The sequence below is a fragment of the Bizionia gelidisalsuginis genome, from assembly GCF_008086185.1.
Classification (GTDB): domain Bacteria; phylum Bacteroidota; class Bacteroidia; order Flavobacteriales; family Flavobacteriaceae; genus Bizionia; species Bizionia saleffrena.
The window spans coordinates 14,933-34,504 of sequence record NZ_VSKN01000011.1; the positions used below are offsets into that span (position 1 = coordinate 14,933).

At 34.2% G+C, this 19,572-nt stretch carries 20 protein-coding genes; 8 read left to right on the top strand and 12 right to left on the bottom strand.

Going from position 1 to position 19,572, the window contains the following annotated elements; genetic code table 11:
* Position 1: 1 nt before the first annotated feature.
* From fabG to ES677_RS09385, 10 genes are all read right to left on the bottom strand, one after another.
* Positions 2-748: a 3-oxoacyl-[acyl-carrier-protein] reductase gene (gene fabG / locus ES677_RS09340; RefSeq protein WP_148381099.1), complete on the bottom strand. Its 747-nt coding sequence runs from the start codon at positions 746-748 to the stop codon at positions 2-4.
* Positions 749-883: 135 nt separating this feature from the next.
* Positions 884-3,856: a M16 family metallopeptidase gene (locus ES677_RS09345; protein WP_148381100.1), complete on the bottom strand. Its 2,973-nt coding sequence runs from the start codon at positions 3,854-3,856 to the stop codon at positions 884-886.
* A 335-nt stretch (positions 3,857-4,191) separates the two neighbouring features.
* Complete coding sequence (sucD, locus tag ES677_RS09350) at positions 4,192-5,076, bottom strand: succinate--CoA ligase subunit alpha (protein WP_148369038.1); 885 nt, start codon at positions 5,074-5,076, stop codon at positions 4,192-4,194.
* 64 nt (positions 5,077-5,140) lie between these two features.
* The gene (locus ES677_RS09355) at positions 5,141-5,554 is read right to left on the bottom strand and encodes a nuclear transport factor 2 family protein (protein WP_148369040.1); all 414 of its coding nucleotides are present in this window, start codon (positions 5,552-5,554) and stop codon (positions 5,141-5,143) included.
* A gap of 1 nt (position 5,555) precedes the next feature.
* The gene (locus tag ES677_RS09360; protein WP_148381101.1) at positions 5,556-6,491 is read right to left on the bottom strand and encodes a UDP-3-O-(3-hydroxymyristoyl)glucosamine N-acyltransferase; all 936 of its coding nucleotides are present in this window, start codon (positions 6,489-6,491) and stop codon (positions 5,556-5,558) included.
* A gap of 38 nt (positions 6,492-6,529) precedes the next feature.
* Entirely contained in the window at positions 6,530-7,096 is a 567-nt protein-coding gene (efp, locus tag ES677_RS09365) for an elongation factor P (RefSeq protein WP_148369044.1), read from the bottom strand.
* A gap of 45 nt (positions 7,097-7,141) precedes the next feature.
* Positions 7,142-7,927 carry an acyl-ACP--UDP-N-acetylglucosamine O-acyltransferase gene (gene lpxA, locus ES677_RS09370; RefSeq protein ID WP_148381102.1) on the bottom strand — a complete coding sequence of 262 codons (786 nt, stop codon included), beginning with the start codon at positions 7,925-7,927 and terminating at the stop codon, positions 7,142-7,144.
* A 23-nt stretch (positions 7,928-7,950) separates the two neighbouring features.
* Positions 7,951-9,357, bottom strand: a complete 1,407-nt coding sequence (locus ES677_RS09375) for a bifunctional UDP-3-O-[3-hydroxymyristoyl] N-acetylglucosamine deacetylase/3-hydroxyacyl-ACP dehydratase (RefSeq protein ID WP_148381103.1) — start codon at positions 9,355-9,357, stop codon at positions 7,951-7,953.
* Positions 9,344-10,372, bottom strand: a complete 1,029-nt coding sequence (gene lpxD / locus ES677_RS09380) for a UDP-3-O-(3-hydroxymyristoyl)glucosamine N-acyltransferase (RefSeq protein WP_148369049.1) — start codon at positions 10,370-10,372, stop codon at positions 9,344-9,346. Before lpxD ends, ES677_RS09375 begins: the two co-directional genes overlap by 14 nt.
* Before the next feature lie 25 nt (positions 10,373-10,397).
* A complete protein-coding gene (locus tag ES677_RS09385) occupies positions 10,398-11,627 on the bottom strand; it encodes an HD domain-containing protein (protein WP_211357872.1) in 1,230 nt (409 codons plus the stop codon).
* Positions 11,628-11,664: 37 nt separating this feature from the next.
* Here ES677_RS09385 and porX point away from each other — a divergent pair, with 37 nt between their 5' ends.
* The 6 genes from porX to ES677_RS09410 all read left to right on the top strand — a co-directional run bounded on the left by porX (position 11,665) and on the right by ES677_RS09410 (position 16,154).
* Positions 11,665-13,221, top strand: a complete 1,557-nt coding sequence (porX, locus tag ES677_RS09390; protein ID WP_148381104.1) for a T9SS response regulator signal transducer PorX — start codon at positions 11,665-11,667, stop codon at positions 13,219-13,221.
* A gap of 22 nt (positions 13,222-13,243) precedes the next feature.
* Positions 13,244-13,669 (top strand): tRNA (adenosine(37)-N6)-threonylcarbamoyltransferase complex ATPase subunit type 1 TsaE, encoded by a 426-nt coding sequence (tsaE, locus tag ES677_RS09395; protein WP_148381105.1) that lies wholly within the window; start codon positions 13,244-13,246, stop codon positions 13,667-13,669.
* A 166-nt stretch (positions 13,670-13,835) separates the two neighbouring features.
* Complete coding sequence (locus tag ES677_RS15300; protein WP_170235057.1) at positions 13,836-13,979, top strand: hypothetical protein; 144 nt, start codon at positions 13,836-13,838, stop codon at positions 13,977-13,979.
* Between the two features lie 247 nt (positions 13,980-14,226).
* Positions 14,227-14,463 (top strand): hypothetical protein, encoded by a 237-nt coding sequence (locus ES677_RS15660; protein WP_246124451.1) that lies wholly within the window; start codon positions 14,227-14,229, stop codon positions 14,461-14,463.
* Positions 14,464-14,527: 64 nt separating this feature from the next.
* Positions 14,528-15,727, top strand: a complete 1,200-nt coding sequence (locus tag ES677_RS09405) for an alanine dehydrogenase (protein ID WP_148369058.1) — start codon at positions 14,528-14,530, stop codon at positions 15,725-15,727.
* A gap of 52 nt (positions 15,728-15,779) precedes the next feature.
* Positions 15,780-16,154 carry a DUF4258 domain-containing protein gene (locus ES677_RS09410; RefSeq protein ID WP_148369059.1) on the top strand — a complete coding sequence of 125 codons (375 nt, stop codon included), beginning with the start codon at positions 15,780-15,782 and terminating at the stop codon, positions 16,152-16,154.
* 69 nt (positions 16,155-16,223) lie between these two features.
* Here ES677_RS09410 and ES677_RS09415 read toward each other — a convergent pair whose 3' ends face one another.
* The gene (locus ES677_RS09415) at positions 16,224-17,399 is read right to left on the bottom strand and encodes a proline dehydrogenase family protein (protein WP_148369200.1); all 1,176 of its coding nucleotides are present in this window, start codon (positions 17,397-17,399) and stop codon (positions 16,224-16,226) included.
* A 98-nt stretch (positions 17,400-17,497) separates the two neighbouring features.
* Here ES677_RS09415 and aroB point away from each other — a divergent pair, with 98 nt between their 5' ends.
* Together aroB and ES677_RS09425 are read left to right on the top strand one after the other, a co-directional pair.
* Entirely contained in the window at positions 17,498-18,565 is a 1,068-nt protein-coding gene (gene aroB, locus ES677_RS09420; RefSeq protein WP_148369061.1) for a 3-dehydroquinate synthase, read from the top strand.
* An 84-nt stretch (positions 18,566-18,649) separates the two neighbouring features.
* Positions 18,650-18,958 (top strand): hypothetical protein, encoded by a 309-nt coding sequence (locus ES677_RS09425; RefSeq protein ID WP_148369063.1) that lies wholly within the window; start codon positions 18,650-18,652, stop codon positions 18,956-18,958.
* Between the two features lie 134 nt (positions 18,959-19,092).
* Here the strand turns inward: ES677_RS09425 and ES677_RS09430 are convergent, their stop codons facing one another.
* Complete coding sequence (locus ES677_RS09430; RefSeq protein ID WP_148369065.1) at positions 19,093-19,572, bottom strand: Lrp/AsnC family transcriptional regulator; 480 nt, start codon at positions 19,570-19,572, stop codon at positions 19,093-19,095.

A 19,572-nucleotide genomic window follows, 5' to 3' on the forward strand; every position in this document is an offset into this window, starting at 1 on the left:
ATTATGTTAGCATTCCGCCATCTACATTTATAGTTTGCCCGGTGATATAAGCCGACATATCGCTAGCTAAAAACACACACACGTTAGCGATATCTTCTGGAGTACCACCACGTTTTAAAGGAATAGCATTACGCCATCCTTTTACCGTTTCTTCATCTAATTTCGCCGTCATTTCAGTTTCAATAAAACCTGGCGCGATTACGTTACTTCTAATATTTCTTGATCCTAACTCTAAAGCTACAGACTTAGAAAAACCTATAATTCCTGCTTTTGAAGCCGCGTAGTTTGTTTGCCCCGCATTACCTTTTAATCCAACAACCGAACTCATATTAATTATAGAGCCTTTTCGTTGTTTAAGCATTGTGCGCTGCACCGCTTTCGTCATATTAAAAACCGATTTCAAGTTCACTTCTATCACTTTATCGAAATCATCTTCGGTAATACGCATTAATAAATTATCCTTTGTAATTCCGGCATTGTTTACTAAAATATCGATACTACCAAATTCTTTCACCACCTCTTCGGCAAGCGTTTGTGCTTCGTCGAAATTTCCAGCGTTACTTTTATATCCTTTTGCTTTAACACCTAAAGCGTTTAATTCTTTTTCTAAGGTGTTCGCCGCCTCTACCGAAGCGCTGTATGTAAAAGCCACGTTAGCGCCTTGTTGAGCAAAAACCTGAGCAATCCCTTTTCCTATTCCGCGACTTGCTCCTGTTATGATGGCTGTTTTTCCTTCTAAAATTTTCATTTTTCTCTATGGTTTATTCGTATTCAAATATAATAATTACTACCGGTTATAAATACAAAAAACCTCACAATTATAAGAAAAAGTGAGGTTTTACTGTAACTATATTAGTTTTAAAATACTAAGACTTTAAAGGGATTAGCTTTTTATTTCTGAAGGTATGGCGTAATTAAATAAATAATCGGCCTCTACTTCTTTCACTTCACCTAATTTTTTAAGTGTTTGGAAATCGATATCTTTTTTGTTTCCGATTACTATAACAGTGTATTCTTCACCTTTAATAGTGGTATTGAAAAACGTTTTTAAATCTGATAAAGTCATTTTTTCAATAGCGTTATAAATCGCTTCTCTATTATCGTTATCTATTCCTTGCTTTTGCAAACGTTCGTAATTCCAAAAAATATTGGCTTTAGTAATACGCTCTGCCGCTATTTTTTTAAGTGTAGCATCCTTAGCCGAATTAAATTGATCTTCTACTTCTGGCATCTCACTTAATAATGCTAACATCGCACTTACAGCCTCTGGCATTTTGTTGGCTTGAGTTCCCATATACGCCATTAAGTAATTAGAATTATCGTTGTCTCTTGCCATTGCATAATTTGCCCAAGCAGAATACGCTAAGGCTTTCGATTCACGGATTTCTTGAAACACAATGGAAGATAAACCAGCGCCAAAATAATTATTAAATAAAGTACTTACGGCAATATCTTCAGCATTGAACGTATTACTTTTTGCTAAAAACATCACTTCTGATTGTACCATATCGTAATCTACGAAATACACATTACCTCCTGTTTCATTTTCTGTAAACGTAAGCGCTTCTGGGTACGCCTTAAGCTCTTTAGCTGTTTTATAGCTCTTATTTAAAGCATTAATAGCAATATCTACATTCTTTCCGTAATAGAAAATGCGTTGCTTATAATTTTTTAAATCGTTAGTAATGTCTACTAATTCCTGCGGATTAATCGCTACCATTTCTGTGATAGGAATAATGTTACGCACTGCCGATTGCTCGCCATATTTAGCATAATTTAATAATCCACCTCGTAAAATAGCCGCTTTATTCGTTTTATTGTTTTGTCTACTTTTAGCAATAGACTCCACGTATTTAACATACGCTTCTGGGTCTGCTTTTGCAGTAGACCAAAGACTTTCTAGCAATTCTAACCCTGCTGGCAAATTTTCTTTTAAACCACTTAACGATACGTATGTATTTTCTAATCCTGTTCTAAATGAATAATCGATACCTAACTTATAAAATTCTTTCTTTAAGTCTTCAGCTGAAAACTTTTCAGTTCCCAAATAGTCAATATAACCGATAGCTAATTCTAGCTTTTTATCGTTATTAGCACCCATATCGAATATAAAATTCAGGCTAAATAAATCGTTAGTCTTATTATTAATATACGACACTTCGATTCCGCTTTCTGTACTTGATTTCTTAATTTCAGACTTATAATCGATATAAACAGGCGCTAAAGGTTTAGACTCTGTTGCATTGAAATTTACAATATACTCCGATGCTTTATCTCTATTTAAGTTAACTTGCGTAATCCCAGGATTGGAGACTTTAACAATAGAATTGTCTACACCTTTACGTTTGTACGTTAGCACATAATTTTCGCCGTAAAAAGACGCCGCAAATGCTACAATTTCTTGTTTTGTAATCGCTTTTAAATCGTCTAAAAACGACACTTTATCTTCCCATTTCTCGTGGTGAATAAACGCTTCGTAATAAGCAGAAGCTAAACCGGTATTATTTTCGTATTCCTCTAATTGCGATTTTTTAAGATCGTTAATAACAGCAGTTAACATCCAGTCTTCGAACGCACCTTTTTTAAGTAATTCAATTTGGTCTAAAAGCAACGTTTTCACATCGTCTAGCGTCTGCCCATCTTTTGGAGCGCCATAAAATCTATGATAGCCGTAGTCGTTAAAAAATGACGCTGAAGCACCGGCACTTTGCACTAATTGCTTTTGCTTTAAATTTAAATCGATAAGTCCCGCTTTTCCATTTGCTAATAACATATCGCAAAGCGTTACTAATTGTTGTTCTTTTGTATTTACACCTTTAGAACGAAATGCCAAAGACACACTTTCAGAGGTTGGCCCAAACACTTCTTTAATTACGATTTCTTCAATAGGCGCTTCCGTTGGTAATTTTGGATGAACAACTGCCTTACCTTCTAATTTTCCGAAGGTATTATTTACTTTTTCAATCGTTTTTTCGAAATCGATATCCCCCACTAAAACCATTGCCATATTATTAGGCACATAATACGTATCGAAATAATTATTGATATCTACTAACGATGGATTTTTAAGATGCTCTGCCGTACCTATTGTACTTTGTTGCCCATAAGGATGATTTGGAAATAACCCTTCTAACATTGCCGTGGCAGCCTTTCTACCATCACTATCTTGCCCACGGTTAAACTCTTCGAAAACAGCTTCTAACTCTGTGTGGAATAAACGTAATACTAAAGTACTAAAACGCTCTTCTTCTAAAGCTAACCACTTATCTAATTCGTTAACAGGGATTTTATTTTTGTATACTGTCTCTTCGTACCAAGTATGTGCATTGGTTCCTGTTGCACCAATAGAGCTCGTCATTTTATCGTATTCGTTAGCCACAGAAAACTGTGATGCGGCAAGCGATACTTCGTCTATCTGTTTATACAACGCCAATTTTTTATCTGGATCTTGCTCAACACGGTGTTGCTCGTAAAGACTAGAAATAGAATCGAGATATACTTTTTCTTTTTCCCAATCTAAGGATCCAATTTTATGCGTGCCTTTAAATACCATATGCTCTAAATAGTGCGCTAAACCAGTAGATTCTTTTGGATCGTAATTAGAACCCGCACGAACCGCAATATAGGTTTGAATTTTAGGCTCGTCTGTGTTTTTGCTTAAATACACTTTGAGGCCATTGTCTAAAGTATATAACCGCAAACCTGTGGGATCGTTAGCAACGGTTTCGTAAGCGAACCCATTAACATCCTTTTTAACTTCTGTTTTAGCAGTAATCCCCGCTTCGTTATTATTGTTTTTACAACTGTAAATAAATGCGACAAGCATTACAACAACAATCCATTTTAAATGTTTCATTTTTGGTACTGTTAGTTAACTACTTTTAGTAGCTATTATTATATAAAAAAGTTTGTGAGCTAAAGTACATCCAACGCATTGATAAGCACTATGGATTATACATATTTTAACAGTATTTAACAATAAGAATACGCTCTAATTATGAAATTACATTTAATACCATTGCTATAATAATTAACCTTTTTTTTCTTAAACCAAGTACACATTATTAAAACCTTCATTTATCATAGAAATACTTCTAATTACTCTCTTAACTAAATTTAAAACACCCTTCAGTTTAAAGCAAAAAAAAGGCTATCTAAGTATAGATAGCCTTTTTTAAAATTATGTAATGCTTATGCGTTAACTTTCGCTAATACTTCAGCAACTTTCTTACCTATTTCAGCTGGAGAATCTACTACGTGAATACCACATTCTCTCATAATTGCTTTTTTAGCTTGAGCAGTGTCATCACTTCCACCAACAATAGCACCTGCGTGGCCCATTGTACGGCCCGCTGGAGCAGTTTCACCAGCGATAAAACCAATAACTGGCTTTTTACTACCACTAGCTTTGTACCAATTAGCAGCATCTGCTTCTAACTGACCTCCAATTTCACCAATCATTACTACTGCTTCCGTTTCTGGATCGTTAATTAATAACTCAACAGCTTCTTTAGTTGTTGTTCCAATAATTGGATCTCCACCAATTCCAATAGCAGTTGTGATACCTAATCCTTGTTTTACAACTTGATCGGCAGCTTCGTATGTTAAAGTTCCTGATTTAGAAACGATACCAACGGTACCTTTTTTGAAAACGAAACCTGGCATAATACCAACTTTAGCTTCACCTGGAGTAATTATTCCTGGACAGTTAGGCCCAACTAAACGACAGTCTTTACCTTTAATGTAATCGGCAGCCTTAATCATATCAGTAACAGGGATACCTTCAGTAATTGTAATAATTACTTTAATACCCGCGTCTGCAGCTTCCATAATTGCATCTGCAGCAAATGCTGGTGGCACAAAAATGATTGTTGTGTCAGCTCCTGCTTTTTCAACAGCTTCTGAAACAGTATTGAAAACCGGTCTATCTAAATGTGTTTGACCACCTTTACCTGGTGTAACACCACCAACTACGTTAGTTCCGTATTCAATCATTTGTCCTGCGTGAAACGTACCCTCACTACCAGTAAATCCTTGAACTATTATTTTTGAATTTTTGTTTACTAAAACGCTCATCTCTATAGTTTATAATTTAAAACGCTGCAAAAATAAGGTTTTGAGCGCTATTTATTAATGATTTTTATATATTTATTTCTGAAAAGGTAGAGATATTTTCAGCTTTATCATCTAATAGCTGACTTATCTCATATCCTCTGTACAATTTGCCTTCTTTAACCTCCCAAATAGAGATAAAATGAGCTATTGCTTCTTCGTTGTTATCGTCATTATCTTGCTCGATTGGTGTTCCATAAATGGTATATCGTGCTGTAACTGTATTATTATCTTCTAATAAATGACTTAACTTATAATTGAAGGTTAAAAACGATTCTTTTATACCCGTTATTTTTTCTTCGATATCTTTATAATCTAAACTCGTATAGCCTTTACTACTATTCCAATTTAATTCGCATTCTGGATGAATAAACTCTAAAACGCCATTGTCTTTAGCAAAATCAAGAGCGTAAAATTGTTTAACTACTTCTTTAGCTGTCATATTATTTCGTTTTTAATTGTTCTATTATTTCTGGAAGTTTTCTAAGCGTCGCTATTTCTCTCAGTTTTGCGCGCGCTTCATTTATTGGCGTTCCAGAATATGTTTTATTACCGGGAATAGATTTGGTTACACCTGCTTGGCCCAAAACGACGGCATTTTCACCAATCGTAATACCGCTTGTTGTACCGACTTGTCCCCAAAGAGTTACGCCATCTTCAATAATACAACATCCAGCAATTCCTGTTTGAGAAGCAATTAAACAGTGTTTTCCAATAACTGTATCGTGTCCCACCTGGATTTGATTATCTAATTTGCTCCCCTCGCCTATTGTAGTATCTCCGGTTACGCCTTTATCTATAGAACATAATGCACCAATATGCACGTTGCTTTCTATAACTACGCGTCCGCCAGAAATTAACTGATCGTAACCTTCGGGGCGTTTTTTATAATAAAAAGCACTGGCACCTAAAATAGTCCCTGCGTTAATAACTACATTGTTACCAATAACCGTATCATCATAAATACTAACATTAGAATGAATAATACAGTCGTCTCCTATAGTTACGTTATGACCAATAAAACAGTTGGGTTGAATTGTGGTGTTTTTTCCAATAGTTGCTGAAGGTGAAATGCTCACATTGGCACTTTCAAACGGTTTAAAATGATGCGTTAAAGCATTGAAATCCCTGAACGGATCGTCGCTAATGAGCAACGCTTTTCCTTCTGGGCAGTCCACTTTTTTATTAATGAGAACAACAGTGGCTTCCGACTGCAGTGCTTTGTCGTAATATTTAGGATGATCTACAAAAACGATATCTCCTGAAGTTACCACGTGAATTTCGTTCATTCCTAACACAGGGAAATCGTCATCGCCAACATAATCGCAATTAATTAATTGCGCTATTTCCTTTAAAGAATACGATTTGGAGAATTTCATATAAAAACTAGTTTATGGAAAATAAAAAGATCTTGTTACTATTCTTTTACCCTTTCTTTATAGGTTCCTTTTTCAGTTTCTATTTTAATTTTATCGCCTTCATTTATAAATAAAGGTACGCTTACTTCTGCTCCTGTTTCTACGGTTGCAGGTTTAGAAGCATTGGTTGCTGTGTTTCCTTTAACCCCTGGTTCTGTATGTGTAACTTCTAAAACAACACTAGCCGGCATTTCAACAGATAATGGCATATTGTCTTCTGTGTTAATAATTACAGTTACAATTTGCCCCTCTTTCATTAAATCTGGTCTATCTAAAGCGGCCTCTAATAAACGAATTTGCGTATAATCTTCTTCATTCATAAAATGATAGAACTCTCCATCATGGTACAAAAACTGAAATTTATGGGTTTCAACACGAACATCTTCAATTTTATGTCCCGCAGAAAACGTATTATCTAATACTTTTCCGTTAGTAACACTCTTCATTTTGGTTCTTACAAATGCAGGTCCTTTTCCTGGTTTTACATGCAAAAATTCTGTTATCTTATAGATATCATTATTATATTTAATGCACAGTCCGTTTCTAATATCTGATGTTGTTGCCATTGTGTTTATTAATGTTTTAATATTTGATTGTTATAGCTATAGAGATTAATTAGACTTGAAATAGCCTTTCATTATTCCTCTTTGAGAATCTTTTATAAACTGAAGGATTTCGTCACGTTCGTGAGTTGCTTCCATTTCGGCTTCAATAATTCCAGCTGCTTGCGTATTGTTGTAGTTCTTTTGATATAAAATTCTATATATATTTTGAATTTCTCTAATTTTATCGGTTGTAAACCCGCGACGTCTAAGTCCTACAGAGTTTATACCAACATACGATAAAGGTTCGCGACCTGCTTTTACAAAGGGAGGTACATCTTTTCTAACTAGAGACCCTCCTGTTACGAAGGCGTGATTACCAATAGAACAAAATTGATGCACGGCTGTCATTCCAGCCAATACCACATAATCACCAACCGTTATATGCCCAGCTAATGTTGTATTGTTAGAAAATATACAATGATCTCCAATTACGCAATCGTGTGCGATGTGGCAATAGGCCATAATTAAACAGTTATTACCCACAACTGTTTTCATTTTATGGGTAGTTCCTCTATTTATAGTAACGCACTCTCTTATGGTAACATTATCACCAATAATAGTTAGCGTGTCTTCATCGTCGTATTTTAAATCTTGGGGTACTCCCGAAATAACTGAACCAGGAAAAATACTACAGTTTTTTCCAATTCTGGCACCTTCCATAATGGTAACATTGCTTCCAATCCAAGTGCCATCTCCAATAACAACATTGTTGTGTATGGTTGTAAAAGGCTCAATGACTACATTTTTAGCAATTTTAGCACCTGGATGCACGTAAGCTAGTGGTTGGTTCATTTTTTAATTTTTGTTATTGATTCTTATTTTACTTTTGATATTTGTGCCATTAATTCTGCTTCGGCACATAATTTACCATTCGCATAAGCGTACCCTTGCATATGGCAAATTCCGCGGCGAATTGGTGAGATTAAAGTACATTTAAAAATTAAAGTATCTCCTGGTACTACTTTTTGTTTAAACTTAACATTATCCATTTTCATAAAGAAAGTTAGATAATTTTCTGGATCTGGCACTGTACTTAATACCAATATTCCTCCTGTCTGTGCCATTGCTTCTACTATAAGAACGCCTGGCATTACTGGAGCACCAGGAAAATGACCTTGGAAAAACGATTCGTTTATCGTTACGTTTTTCATTCCTATAACGCGGTCATTTGTAATTTCAAATATCTTATCAATTAGTAAAAATGGCTGTCTATGAGGCAACATCTGCATAATTTGATTCACATCCATTACGGGCTCTTGACTCAAATCGATAGTTGGAACGTTGTTACGACGTTCATTTTTTATTAATTTAGACATTTTTTTTGCGAACTGAGTGTTTACAAAATGCCCTGGTTTATTAGCAATAACTTTACCTCTAATTCTCGTTTTTATCAGCGCTAAGTCGCCCATAACATCTAAAAGCTTATGTCGCGCTGCTTCATTAGGGTGGTGCAAGGTTAGGTTGTCTAAAATGCCGTTTGGCTTTACTGAAATAGAGTCTTTATTAAAAGCAACTTTTAACTTCTCCATTGTACTCTCAGATAATTCTTTATCTACATATACAATAGCATTGTTTAAGTCTCCTCCTTTTATAAGTCCGTTTTCTAACAGCATTTCTAGTTCGTGTAAAAAACTAAATGTTCTAGAACTTGCAATTTCTTCTTTAAAACGAGACATCGTATTTAAAGTCGCATTTTGAGTTCCTAGAACTTTTGTACCAAAATCGACCATTGTCGTTATTTGGTATTCGTTTGCAGGCATAATAAGAATTTCGCTTCCAGACTCTTCATCTACGTAAGAAATAACGTTTTTAACCACGTATTCTTCTCTAAAAGCATCTTGTTCTACAATTCCTGCTTCTTCAATAGCTTCAACAAAAAATTTCGAAGACCCGTCTAGAATTGGTGGTTCAGAATTGTTTAATTCTATAATTGCATTATCAATATCTAAACCAACAAATGCAGCTAAGACGTGCTCGCAAGTTTGAATTGTTACTCCATTTCTCTCTAAGCACGTACCACGTTGTGTGGTTGTAACGTAATTGGCGTCTGCTTCTATGGTGGGACTTCCTTCTAAATCTACCCTTTTAAAAGCAAATCCAGAATTTATTGGTCCTGGTTTAAAAGTTAAAGTGACATCTTTTCCTGTGTGTAAGCCCACACCCGTTAAGGATACTTCCTTATTAATTGTTTTTTGCTTTATTTCAGTACTAACTATTGCCATAATCTTTTTTTTCTAGTTGGTTTATGGATTTCGCCATTTTTGGTAAATTTTTAAAATATACGTAAGACTTATTATAATCTCCGTAAGAGAAAGCTGGAGAGCCTTGTAATACTTCGTTATCTTTTACATTACGACCAATACCAGATTGTGCTTGGATTTTTACATTGTTACCTATTATTATATGTCCCGCAAAACCCACTTGACCACCTATTTGGCAATTCTCTCCTATTTTTGTAGACCCGGCAATACCTGTTTGCGCTGCTATAACAGTGTTTTTTCCGATTTCCACATTGTGTGCAATTTGAATTTGATTGTCTAACTTTACTCCTTTTCTAATAATTGTAGATCCTAGAGTGGCACGATCGATAGTGGTTGCTGCCCCAATATCTACAAAATCTTCAAGAATAACATTACCTATTTGAGGTATTTTAGTATATTCTCCTTTTTCATTAGGGGTAAAACCAAAACCATCGGCTCCAATTATTACACCAGAATTAATGACACAATAGTTACCAATAATACATTCTGAATATATTTTAGCTCCAGAAAAGAGAATTGTATTATCACCTATCGTAGCATTATCACCAATAAAACAGTTTGGAAAAATTTTAACATTATCGCCTATAACAACATTTTCTCCTATATAAGAAAAAGCGCCAATATAAACGTCTTTTCCCATACGTGTGGATTCTGGTAAAAAGACAGGCTGTTCAATTCCAAACTTATTAAGTTTTACTTGATTGTAATATTCTAAAAGTTTAGAAAATGATTTATAAGCATCGTCCACCATAATTAAAGTGGGCGTTACTTCTTTCTCTGGATTAAAACTTTTATTTACAATTACAATAGATGCTTTTGTATTATAAATATGAGACGTATACTTCGGATTAGCCAAAAAGGTTAATGCCCCTTCAACGCCTTCTTCTATTTTTGATAGTTTGGAAACTTCAACACTTGGGTTCCCCAAGATTTCGCCTTCTAAAATATCTGCTATTTGTTCTGCTGTAAACTTCATGATTGACAAAAATAGAAAAAATGTATCAAAGTTTTTCCTTTGGGTAACATATAAAATATTTAGTTACTGATTTTGACAAGGCTTTTATGTTTAATTGATCTGATGCCTTAACGATATCTTCAATCTTGCCATTTTTTTGTAAAATTTTTATTCTTTGTTTTTTTTCTGTAAACGCCTGATTAGACACTTCTCCGGAAAACACAAAATAATCTGCTTCTGCTTTAGAGATGTTATATTTCTCAATTAATGCATCGCGATGCTTTATTAGCACTTCTTTTTTAACAGGTTTCTTTTTTAACTTACATTTTAATAAATCTCGATTAATAATCATACTGCAGAGGTTTTTTAGCACAAAATCATCTTCATATTGCCATTCTTTCATTGCAGAGACAATATCATAATCGTCTAATTTAGAAAATAATTCTAAAGCTTCAGCATTAAAATGTTCCATTGTTATATCGTTTTTAAGGAAATACAGTAAAGGTTTACTTGCTGTTAATTTGGCGCCATCGCGCGTTAACTCCTTTGCTCTTTTCAATACTCTAATCAATAATTGCTCTGCAGCTACTCCTGTTTTATGTAGATAGACTTGCCAATACATTAAACGTCGTGCTATAAGAAATTTCTCGACACTGTAAATCCCTTTATTTTCGACCACCAAACAGTCATCTTTAACATTAAGCATCGTAATTAAACGCTCGCTGTTAATATTTCCTTCGGCGACACCGGTATAAAAGCTATCGCGTTTTAAATAATCGGCGCGATCCATATCTATTTGACTAGATATTAATTGGCACATAAATTGACGCTTATATTTTCCTCTAAAAATTTCGATGGCAAGTGTTAAATCGCCGTTAAATTCTTCGTTCAGTTTTTGCATAAAAAGCATAGAGATATGCTCGTGCGAGACTCCATTTACAATACTATGCTCCATAGCGTGCGAAAATGGTCCGTGCCCAATATCATGTAATAATATCGCAATATAAAGTGCGTTTTGCTCGTCTTCGCTTATAGCAACCCCCTTAAAGCGCAATACGTTAACCGTTTTCTGCATTAAATGCATACAACCTAAGGCGTGTTGAAATCGCGTATGGTGCGCACCCGGATAGACTAAATATGACAATCCCATTTGAGAAATGCGACGCAATCGCTGAAAATATCTATGTTCGATTAAATCGAAAATCATCGAATTTGGTATAGTAATAAATCCGTAAATTGGGTCGTTTAGTATTTTGAGTTTGTTAATAGTTTGCAAGCTTTTAATATTTAAAATTAAATTTAAACAAATATACATGAACACTATTAATATACTTTGGGTTGACGACGAAATAGATTTACTAAAACCACATATTCTTTTTTTAGAGAAGAAGAACTACAACGTTACGCCCTGTAAAAGTGGCACTGAAGCTTTAGAAATTTTAGAAGATAACACTTTCGATATTGTTTTTTTAGACGAAAATATGCCGGGTCTTACGGGCTTAGAAACCTTGCACGGGATTAAAGAAAAAAAAGACACACTGCCTGTAGTGATGATTACCAAAAGTGAAGAAGAGTACCTCATGGAGGAAGCTATTGGTAATAAAATTGCCGATTATCTTATAAAACCAGTAAATCCGAATCAGATTTTATTGAGTTTAAAGAAGAATTTAGACCATTCGCGTTTAGTTTCGGAAAAAACAACATCTAATTACCAGCAAGAATTCAGGAAAATCGCGATGGATCTATCGGTGGTGAATTCTTACGAAGAATGGATTGCGCTCTACCAAAAGCTTATTTACTGGGAAATTCAATTGGAAGATATTGAGGATCCAGCAATGTTTGAAATTTTAGAATCGCAAAAAAGCGAAGCTAATATTCAATTCGGAAAATTTATAGATAAAAATTATCCGTCTTGGTTCGAACCAAATACAGACGCCCCTACTTTATCTCACAATTTATTTAAAGATAAAGTGGTGCCCGAACTAAGTAAAGAGCAACCTACATTATTAGTTGTAATTGATAATTTACGTTACGACCAATGGAAAGCCTTCGAACCGTTTGTTACTAATCATTATAAAAAAGAGTCCGAATCTCCTTTCTTTAGCATCTTACCGTCGGCTACACAATATGCTAGAAATGCCATTTTCTCTGGATTGATGCCAAAAGATATGGAGAAGATGCATCCTAAATTATGGAAAAATGATACCGATGAAGGTGGAAAAAATTTATTTGAAGCCGAGTTTTTAGAAGCACAATTGAAGCGTTTAAGGCTTACTAATCTTAAATTTGAATACTATAAAATTACGAATTTAAAATCTGGTAAGAAACTGGCCGAAAACTTCAAAGGATTAAAAGATAATGACTTAACAGTTGTGGTGTATAACTTTGTAGACATGTTGTCTCATTCTAAAACAGAAATGGATGTGGTTAAGGAATTAGCCTCTAACGATAAGGCGTACCGTTCTTTAACACAAAGCTGGTTTAAAAATTCTCCACTTTTAGAAATGATTGTTCAAGCACAACAAATGGGCTTTAAATTAATACTAACTACCGACCATGGTACTATAAACGTTAAAAATCCATCTAAGGTTATTGGAGATCGCGACACCAGTTTAAACTTACGCTATAAAACTGGGCGAAGTTTAAGTTACGAAGATAAAGATGTTTTAGTCGCTAAAAATCCCGAAACAATACACTTACCCTCACTATCTATGAATAGTTCTTTTATTTTTGCCAAAAGTGATTTGTTTTTCGCTTACCCTAATAATTACAATCATTATGTAAGCTATTTTAGAAACACTTACCAGCATGGAGGAATTTCTCTGGAAGAAATGATCATTCCATTTGTTGTTTTAAATCCTAAACAATAAATTTGTAAAAATTTTGTAGCGTTTGAAAATCGAATACACTTTAGAGACACTTACGGCTGTTGCCCATAAAATTATTGAAACAGCGTCCAGTTCTAACATCATACTATTTAATGGGGATCTTGGGGCAGGAAAAACAACACTTATTAAAGAGTTAGTTAAAGCCTTGGGCTGTACTGAAACCGTAAGCAGTCCTACATATTCTTTAGTTAACGAATATAAAGCAGACAAGACCTCCATCTTTCATTTCGATTTGTACCGATTAGAAGATGAAGAAGAACTTTATAATTTCGGGATTGAAGAGTATTTAAATACGCAACATTGGATATTTGTAGAATGGCCAGACTTGTTAAAACCATTGCTGGACGACAATTTTTACGAGATTACTATTAATCGATTAGAAAACGGTACTAGAAACCTAAATTTAATATATAACATTACTGATAATTAATTTTTTATTTAAAATAAAATGTTATTTTTGAACGATTACGGTTTTTGCCGTAACCGGTTAACGAAAAAACGGTGTTTTTAACATTTTTTTAACATTTTCATCGTTTTTGCACTAGTGTTTTAATTAGTTTAGCAGTATAAATTAATCTAATTAAAATCCTAACATTATGAAATCTAAAAAATTTTTAATCGCATTAGCCATTTTTGGAGGGGCTTTATTTACAGCTCAAGCCTCTAACATTATTGACTTAAATGATCAAGAACAAACACAAATTGACAAAAAAGACATCAAAATACCAACTCACGGATAGAAAAAGTTTAATAATGGGGAGTTTAGTTGCGATTGCAATTTCAATTTCCCCTTATTTCTTTTATTTATATGAAAGTGTTCCGAATCAACCGATTTGGGATACTTTTTTATTTACATACAAAAGTGAATTTTATAATAGTGCGAGTGTAGCATTTTGGACTATAACAGGAAAAGCCATCCCTTTATATTTCCTTACAATATGGTTTTTCACTTGTAGACATTGGTGGTACCATGCCCTTCTTATACCAATGACTATGTACATTTACCAATTGACAAATGTACTTAACGACGACCTCCATTATATAGACAGTTTTGAGTTGAAATATTTTATACCATTAATGGCAATAGTAATACCCTCTATTTATTTAATACGAGCAAAAATTTTTAACCGTATTAATTCGGTGAACAAAAGTACTCAGGAATTAGAAGACGAAATGCGTATAAGACCATTAACGTTTATTCAAAAAATAAAACAGTATTTTTAAATCTAAATACGGTCATTCAAAATTTATTCGTAATTTCATTTACTATAAATTCTAGCACTTAATCATGTCGTCACATCTATCTCCTTTTTCAAAAGCGCAATTACTTCCGCAAGAAGAAACATTAGAGATTTTTAAAAAGAAAAGCAACCTCTTTATAGGAATCCCAAAAGAAACTGCTTTTCAAGAAAAACGCGTTTGCCTAACTCCAGACGCCGTATCTGCCATAGTAAATAATGGACACAGAATTTTAATAGAATCTGGTGCAGGACAAGGCTCTAAGTTTAGCGACAAGGATTATAGTGAAGCCGGTGCAGAAATAAGTAGTGACACGGCAAAAATATATGCTTGCCCGATGATATTAAAAATGGTTCCTCCTACTTTGGAAGAAATTAAATATATTAACCCACAAACTATTTTAATATCTGCGCTTCAATTAAAAACTCAATCGAAAAAATATTTTGAAACATTAGCGAGTAAACGCATTACAGCGTTGGCTTTCGAATTTATTCGCGACGAAGACGGCGCTTACCCAGCGGTTCGTTCTTTAAGTGAAATAGCAGGAACTGCTTCCGTATTAATAGCCTCTGAACTATTAAGCAATGCTAGTGAAGGAAACGGTCTCCTTTTTGGAAATATAAGTGGAGTACCCCCAATTGAAGTTGTTATTATAGGCGCTGGAACAGTTGGAGAATTTGCAGCTCGTAGTGCTATAGGCCTAGGCGCAAACGTTAAAGTGTTTGATAACTCTATTACTAAGTTACGGTGCCTTCAAACTAATTTAGGACGTACTATTTACACGTCTACCCTACAACCTAAGTATTTAAATAAAGCTTTAAAACGATGTGATGTCGCGATTGGCGCCGTTAGAGGAAAAGATCGCGCACCAGTTATTGTTACCGAGGCTATGGTAGAGCAAATGAAAACAGGCTCTGTAGTTATTGATGTTAGCATTGATATGGGGGGCTGTTTTGAAACCAGCGAAATCACCACACACACAAAACCCACATTTAAAAAACACGGTGTTGTGCATTACTGCGTTCCAAATATCCCATCGCGATATGCAAGAACCGCTTCGGCATCGATTAGTAATATTTTCACCCCATACTTACTTAAAATTGCAGATGATGGGGGATTAGAACATTCTATAAGAATGGACAAAGGTTTAAAAAACGGATTATACTTTTATCACGGTATTTTAACAAATCGTTCGGTTGGTGAATGGTTTGGCTTAAAATATAGTGACATTAACCTTTTAATATTCTAAATTTGCGGTAAAAATATATTCTTTTTTTTACTTAAACATTTAACACATCAATATGTCTTTACTTCGCAGAATAGCCTATTACATAGGAGGATTCTCTATTGGATTAGTACTCTTAGCCTTTTTTCTAAACGGAAAAAAAGTATCGTGCAGCTACGGGCCAGAATCCCGAGTTTTAAAAAATATTACCACGAAAACATTAATTATTTCTGATGAGGCACTGTTGTTTGTGCAACAGAATAGTATAGACACCCTTCAAATCAATTACATTTTACATAAAGGTGATGTCGACTTTTCAAAAAGTAACACACGCAAAGAGCCTTGTGGCGAATACTATATTGAAGGAGAACTCAATAAAAAAGAAGCAGCCCTTACCGTTGAAAATTGCGAAAAACAAGCTGTTGTAAAACATATTCAGTTTTTAAACTAGATCATAACAAAAAAAATCTCATAATATATATTATGAGATTTTTTTTATCTATACTTTAAGCTTTTCTAGTTAATTTGCTTTTCTTCTTTTTCTTTCTTTTTTAAGCAACGACAACTCTCTACTCGTCTGCCCAGCAACCGAAGTGTTTTCCCCAGCACGTCTTATTAAATAAGGCATCACATCTTTTACAGGGCCAAAAGGCACATATTTTGCAACATTGTAACCAAGTGCCGCCATATTAAAGCTAATATGATCACTCATACCGTATAATTGACCAAACCATACACGATTATCATCCTTATCGATATTTAGATCCTCCATAATTTGCATCCCTAAATAGGTGCTTTCTTCGTTATGCGTTCCTATAAATATCGAAATATCATTTAAGTTATCTAATATGTATTTTAAACAATCATTAAAATTAACGTCTGTTGTAAATTTATCTTTACAGATTGGAGATTCGTAATCTAACTCGTGGGCGCGCTCACGTTCTTTTTCCATATAAGCACCTCGCACAATCTTAAACCCAGGCTTAAAACCTTCTTTTTTAGCACGTTTGTGTAATTCCTTTAAGTACTCTAACCTATCCCATCTGTAGGTTTGTAGTGTATTATAAACAATAGGTCTTTCTCTATTATAAGTAGACATCATTTTTCCGACCAACTCGTCCGCCGCATCTTGCATCCAGCTCTCTTCACCATCAATTAAGATCTCTACATCTCTCTCGCTTGCCAGTTTACAAATTGCGTCAAATCTAGATTCAATGCGTCTCCACTCCTTTTTCTCGTCTTCAGAAAAGGATTTGCCTTCTCCTTTTTTCTGATACAAGTAAAAACGCCCAAGACCAGTTGGTTTAAAAACAACAATGGGCAACGCTTTCTTTTCATCTGAAAACCCAACAATTTTAAGAAGTTTAAGCGTCGCTTCATCAAACTGCTCCTCTTCTTCCTTACCTTCAACCGAATAGTCTAAAACAGAACTCACTCCTTTAGTGTACATTTCTTCCACAACATCAAGACAGTCTTCTTCATTAATACCACCGCAAAAATGATCAAAAACCGTTAGTCTAATCAATCTTTCGACGGGTAATTTTAACTTTAAGGCAAAAGTTGTTAAGGCAGCTCCTATCTTAACCAAAGGTTGGCTAGAAATCATTTTAAACAAAAAATAAGCGCGTTCTAATTCTGAATCGCTCTTTAAAGAAAATGCTACTTTCGTATTTTCAAAAATTTTTACTTGACCCATTTTATTCATAAATAAGATATTTTGCAAATATACTTACTCGCGACTAATTATATTATAAAAAGACCTTATTTTCACAATCTATTTAGACAATTAAAAAAATGATTTCAATCACCACCCAAAATTACGCAATTCACTTTAGCAAGGCTAGTTACGACCACCTTAATGATTTCTTAAAAACCACAAATTATTCAAAATTGTTTTTTTTAGTAGACAATAACACTCACAATTATTGTTTACCTCACTTTTTAGCTCAGATTAAGACTGAAAAAGAGATTGAAATTATTGAAATTGAAGCTGGTGAAATCCATAAAAATATAGAAACGTGCTCTGGTGTATGGAGCGCCCTTTCTGAGTTAAACGCCGATCGCAAAAGCTTACTCATTAATATTGGTGGTGGGGTTGTTACAGATCTTGGTGGCTTCGTGGCTTCCACTTTTAAAAGAGGTATAGACTTTATCAATGTTCCAACCTCGCTTTTAGCGATGGTAGATGCTTCAATTGGAGGTAAAACAGGCGTCGATCTAGGTAATTTAAAAAATCAAATAGGAGTTTTTAATCCGCCTAAAATGGTTGTAGTAGACACGCATTTTCTCGACACTTTACCACAACTTGAACTACGCTCTGGCCTAGCCGAAATGCTTAAGCACGGATTAATACATAATGAATTATATTGGAGCAAGTTAAGCAATTTACCTAAACTTACACTTGAAGATTTAGATACCTTGATTTTTGAGTCCATAATTATAAAGAAAGACATTGTAGAACAGGATCCTAACGAAAATAACTTACGTAAAACTTTAAACTTTGGCCACACTATTGGTCACGCTATTGAATCTTATTATTTAAGTCAGCAAGACAAACCCACTCTATTACATGGAGAAGCAATCGCTATCGGGATGGTTTTAGCCACTTATATTTCTACCAAAATAGCAGGTTTTCCAGAAGAGAAAAACACTACTATTAAAAGTGCAATCAAGTCTATTTATGGCGACGTGACAATCTCAGAAAACGACTACGCTCCTATTATAGATTTATTAAAATACGACAAGAAAAATGAACACGGTGCTATTAATTTCGTCTTATTAGAGGATGTTGGTAAACCTATAATAGATTGCAAAGTTGATAATGAATTAATCATAAAAGCTTTTAATTTTTACAACAAATAACCTTAAACGCATTGTATTTTTTCGTAATTTTAGAACAACTAGACTAGCTTACACGCCTAATTGTATTAATTTAAACTTGTTGTTATGCGAAGAGTTCTTGTCGATTACAAAAAACTAACACCAGAGGTACTACAGTTACTAACCTCTAAATTTCCTGATGGTTATGGGGATAAGGATATTATTACTTTTGATAACCATAGAAACGAAACTATCGAGGCTATCGAAGTAAAAACAGAAGACACCACATACTTAGTAAAGGTAAGCTGCCGTTTGCATTACACTATGGCCAATTTGGATGATAATATTGACCTTTTAGCACTAAATGAAGCTGGACATATTATTGTTGAAGAGGCTTTCTTTACTAAAAAAGATGAAGAAGATGAAGAAGAATAAAACATTCTAATTATCTGTAAAAGTGTTAACTTCTAGTAATTTATGCAATTCCGGCAATATTTTAGACTAAATATTAAACAAAAACGCCCTTTAGCTTACACTAAAGGGCGTTTTTACTCTTACTTTAATTATAATTACATCTCTCTAAAAATGTCGTGCATTAAACGTTTCTTATCGTTTAAGCTTTCCTCTAAAGAAATCATAGTTTCAGTTCTATAAACACCATCGATATCGTCTAACATAAAGATGATATCTTTTGCATGTTCTGTGTCTTTAGCACGAATTTTACAAAAAATGTTGAATTTCCCAGTCGTTACGTGAGCAACAGTCACATAAGGCAGTAAATTAATACGCTCTAAAACAAATTTTGTTTGCGACGTATTCTGCAGGAATATACCAACATACGCTATAAAAGAGTATCCTAACTTCTTATAATCTATTGTTAACGAAGAGCCTTTTATAATACCAGCATCTTCCATCTTTTTTACTCTTACATGAACAGTTCCAGCAGAAATCAATAGCTTTTTTGCTATGTCTGTAAAAGGAACACGAGTATTATCTATCAACATATCAAGGATTTGATGATCTACCTCGTCTAGTCTAAATTTTGCCAT

Excerpts from the sequence above, each read along its gene's own strand:
- fabG (WP_148381099.1), bottom strand. The coding sequence starts at position 748 with ATGAAAATTTTAGAAGGAAAAACAGCCATCATAACAGGAGCAAGTCGC.
- ES677_RS09345 (WP_148381100.1), bottom strand. The coding sequence starts at position 3,856 with ATGAAACATTTAAAATGGATTGTTGTTGTAATGCTTGTCGCATTTATT.
- sucD (WP_148369038.1), bottom strand. The coding sequence starts at position 5,076 with ATGAGCGTTTTAGTAAACAAAAATTCAAAAATAATAGTTCAAGGATTT.
- ES677_RS09355 (WP_148369040.1), bottom strand. The coding sequence starts at position 5,554 with ATGACAGCTAAAGAAGTAGTTAAACAATTTTACGCTCTTGATTTTGCT.
- ES677_RS09360 (WP_148381101.1), bottom strand. The coding sequence starts at position 6,491 with ATGAAATTCTCCAAATCGTATTCTTTAAAGGAAATAGCGCAATTAATT.
- efp (WP_148369044.1), bottom strand. The coding sequence starts at position 7,096 with ATGGCAACAACATCAGATATTAGAAACGGACTGTGCATTAAATATAAT.
- lpxA (WP_148381102.1), bottom strand. The coding sequence starts at position 7,927 with ATGAACCAACCACTAGCTTACGTGCATCCAGGTGCTAAAATTGCTAAA.
- ES677_RS09375 (WP_148381103.1), bottom strand. The coding sequence starts at position 9,357 with ATGGCAATAGTTAGTACTGAAATAAAGCAAAAAACAATTAATAAGGAA.
- lpxD (WP_148369049.1), bottom strand. The coding sequence starts at position 10,372 with ATGAAGTTTACAGCAGAACAAATAGCAGATATTTTAGAAGGCGAAATC.
- porX (WP_148381104.1), top strand. The coding sequence starts at position 11,665 with ATGAACACTATTAATATACTTTGGGTTGACGACGAAATAGATTTACTA.
- ES677_RS15300 (WP_170235057.1), top strand. The coding sequence starts at position 13,836 with ATGAAATCTAAAAAATTTTTAATCGCATTAGCCATTTTTGGAGGGGCT.
- ES677_RS15660 (WP_246124451.1), top strand. The coding sequence starts at position 14,227 with ATGACTATGTACATTTACCAATTGACAAATGTACTTAACGACGACCTC.
- ES677_RS09405 (WP_148369058.1), top strand. The coding sequence starts at position 14,528 with ATGTCGTCACATCTATCTCCTTTTTCAAAAGCGCAATTACTTCCGCAA.
- ES677_RS09410 (WP_148369059.1), top strand. The coding sequence starts at position 15,780 with ATGTCTTTACTTCGCAGAATAGCCTATTACATAGGAGGATTCTCTATT.
- ES677_RS09415 (WP_148369200.1), bottom strand. The coding sequence starts at position 17,399 with ATGGGTCAAGTAAAAATTTTTGAAAATACGAAAGTAGCATTTTCTTTA.
- aroB (WP_148369061.1), top strand. The coding sequence starts at position 17,498 with ATGATTTCAATCACCACCCAAAATTACGCAATTCACTTTAGCAAGGCT.
- ES677_RS09425 (WP_148369063.1), top strand. The coding sequence starts at position 18,650 with ATGCGAAGAGTTCTTGTCGATTACAAAAAACTAACACCAGAGGTACTA.
- ES677_RS09430 (WP_148369065.1), bottom strand. The coding sequence starts at position 19,572 with ATGGCAAAATTTAGACTAGACGAGGTAGATCATCAAATCCTTGATATG.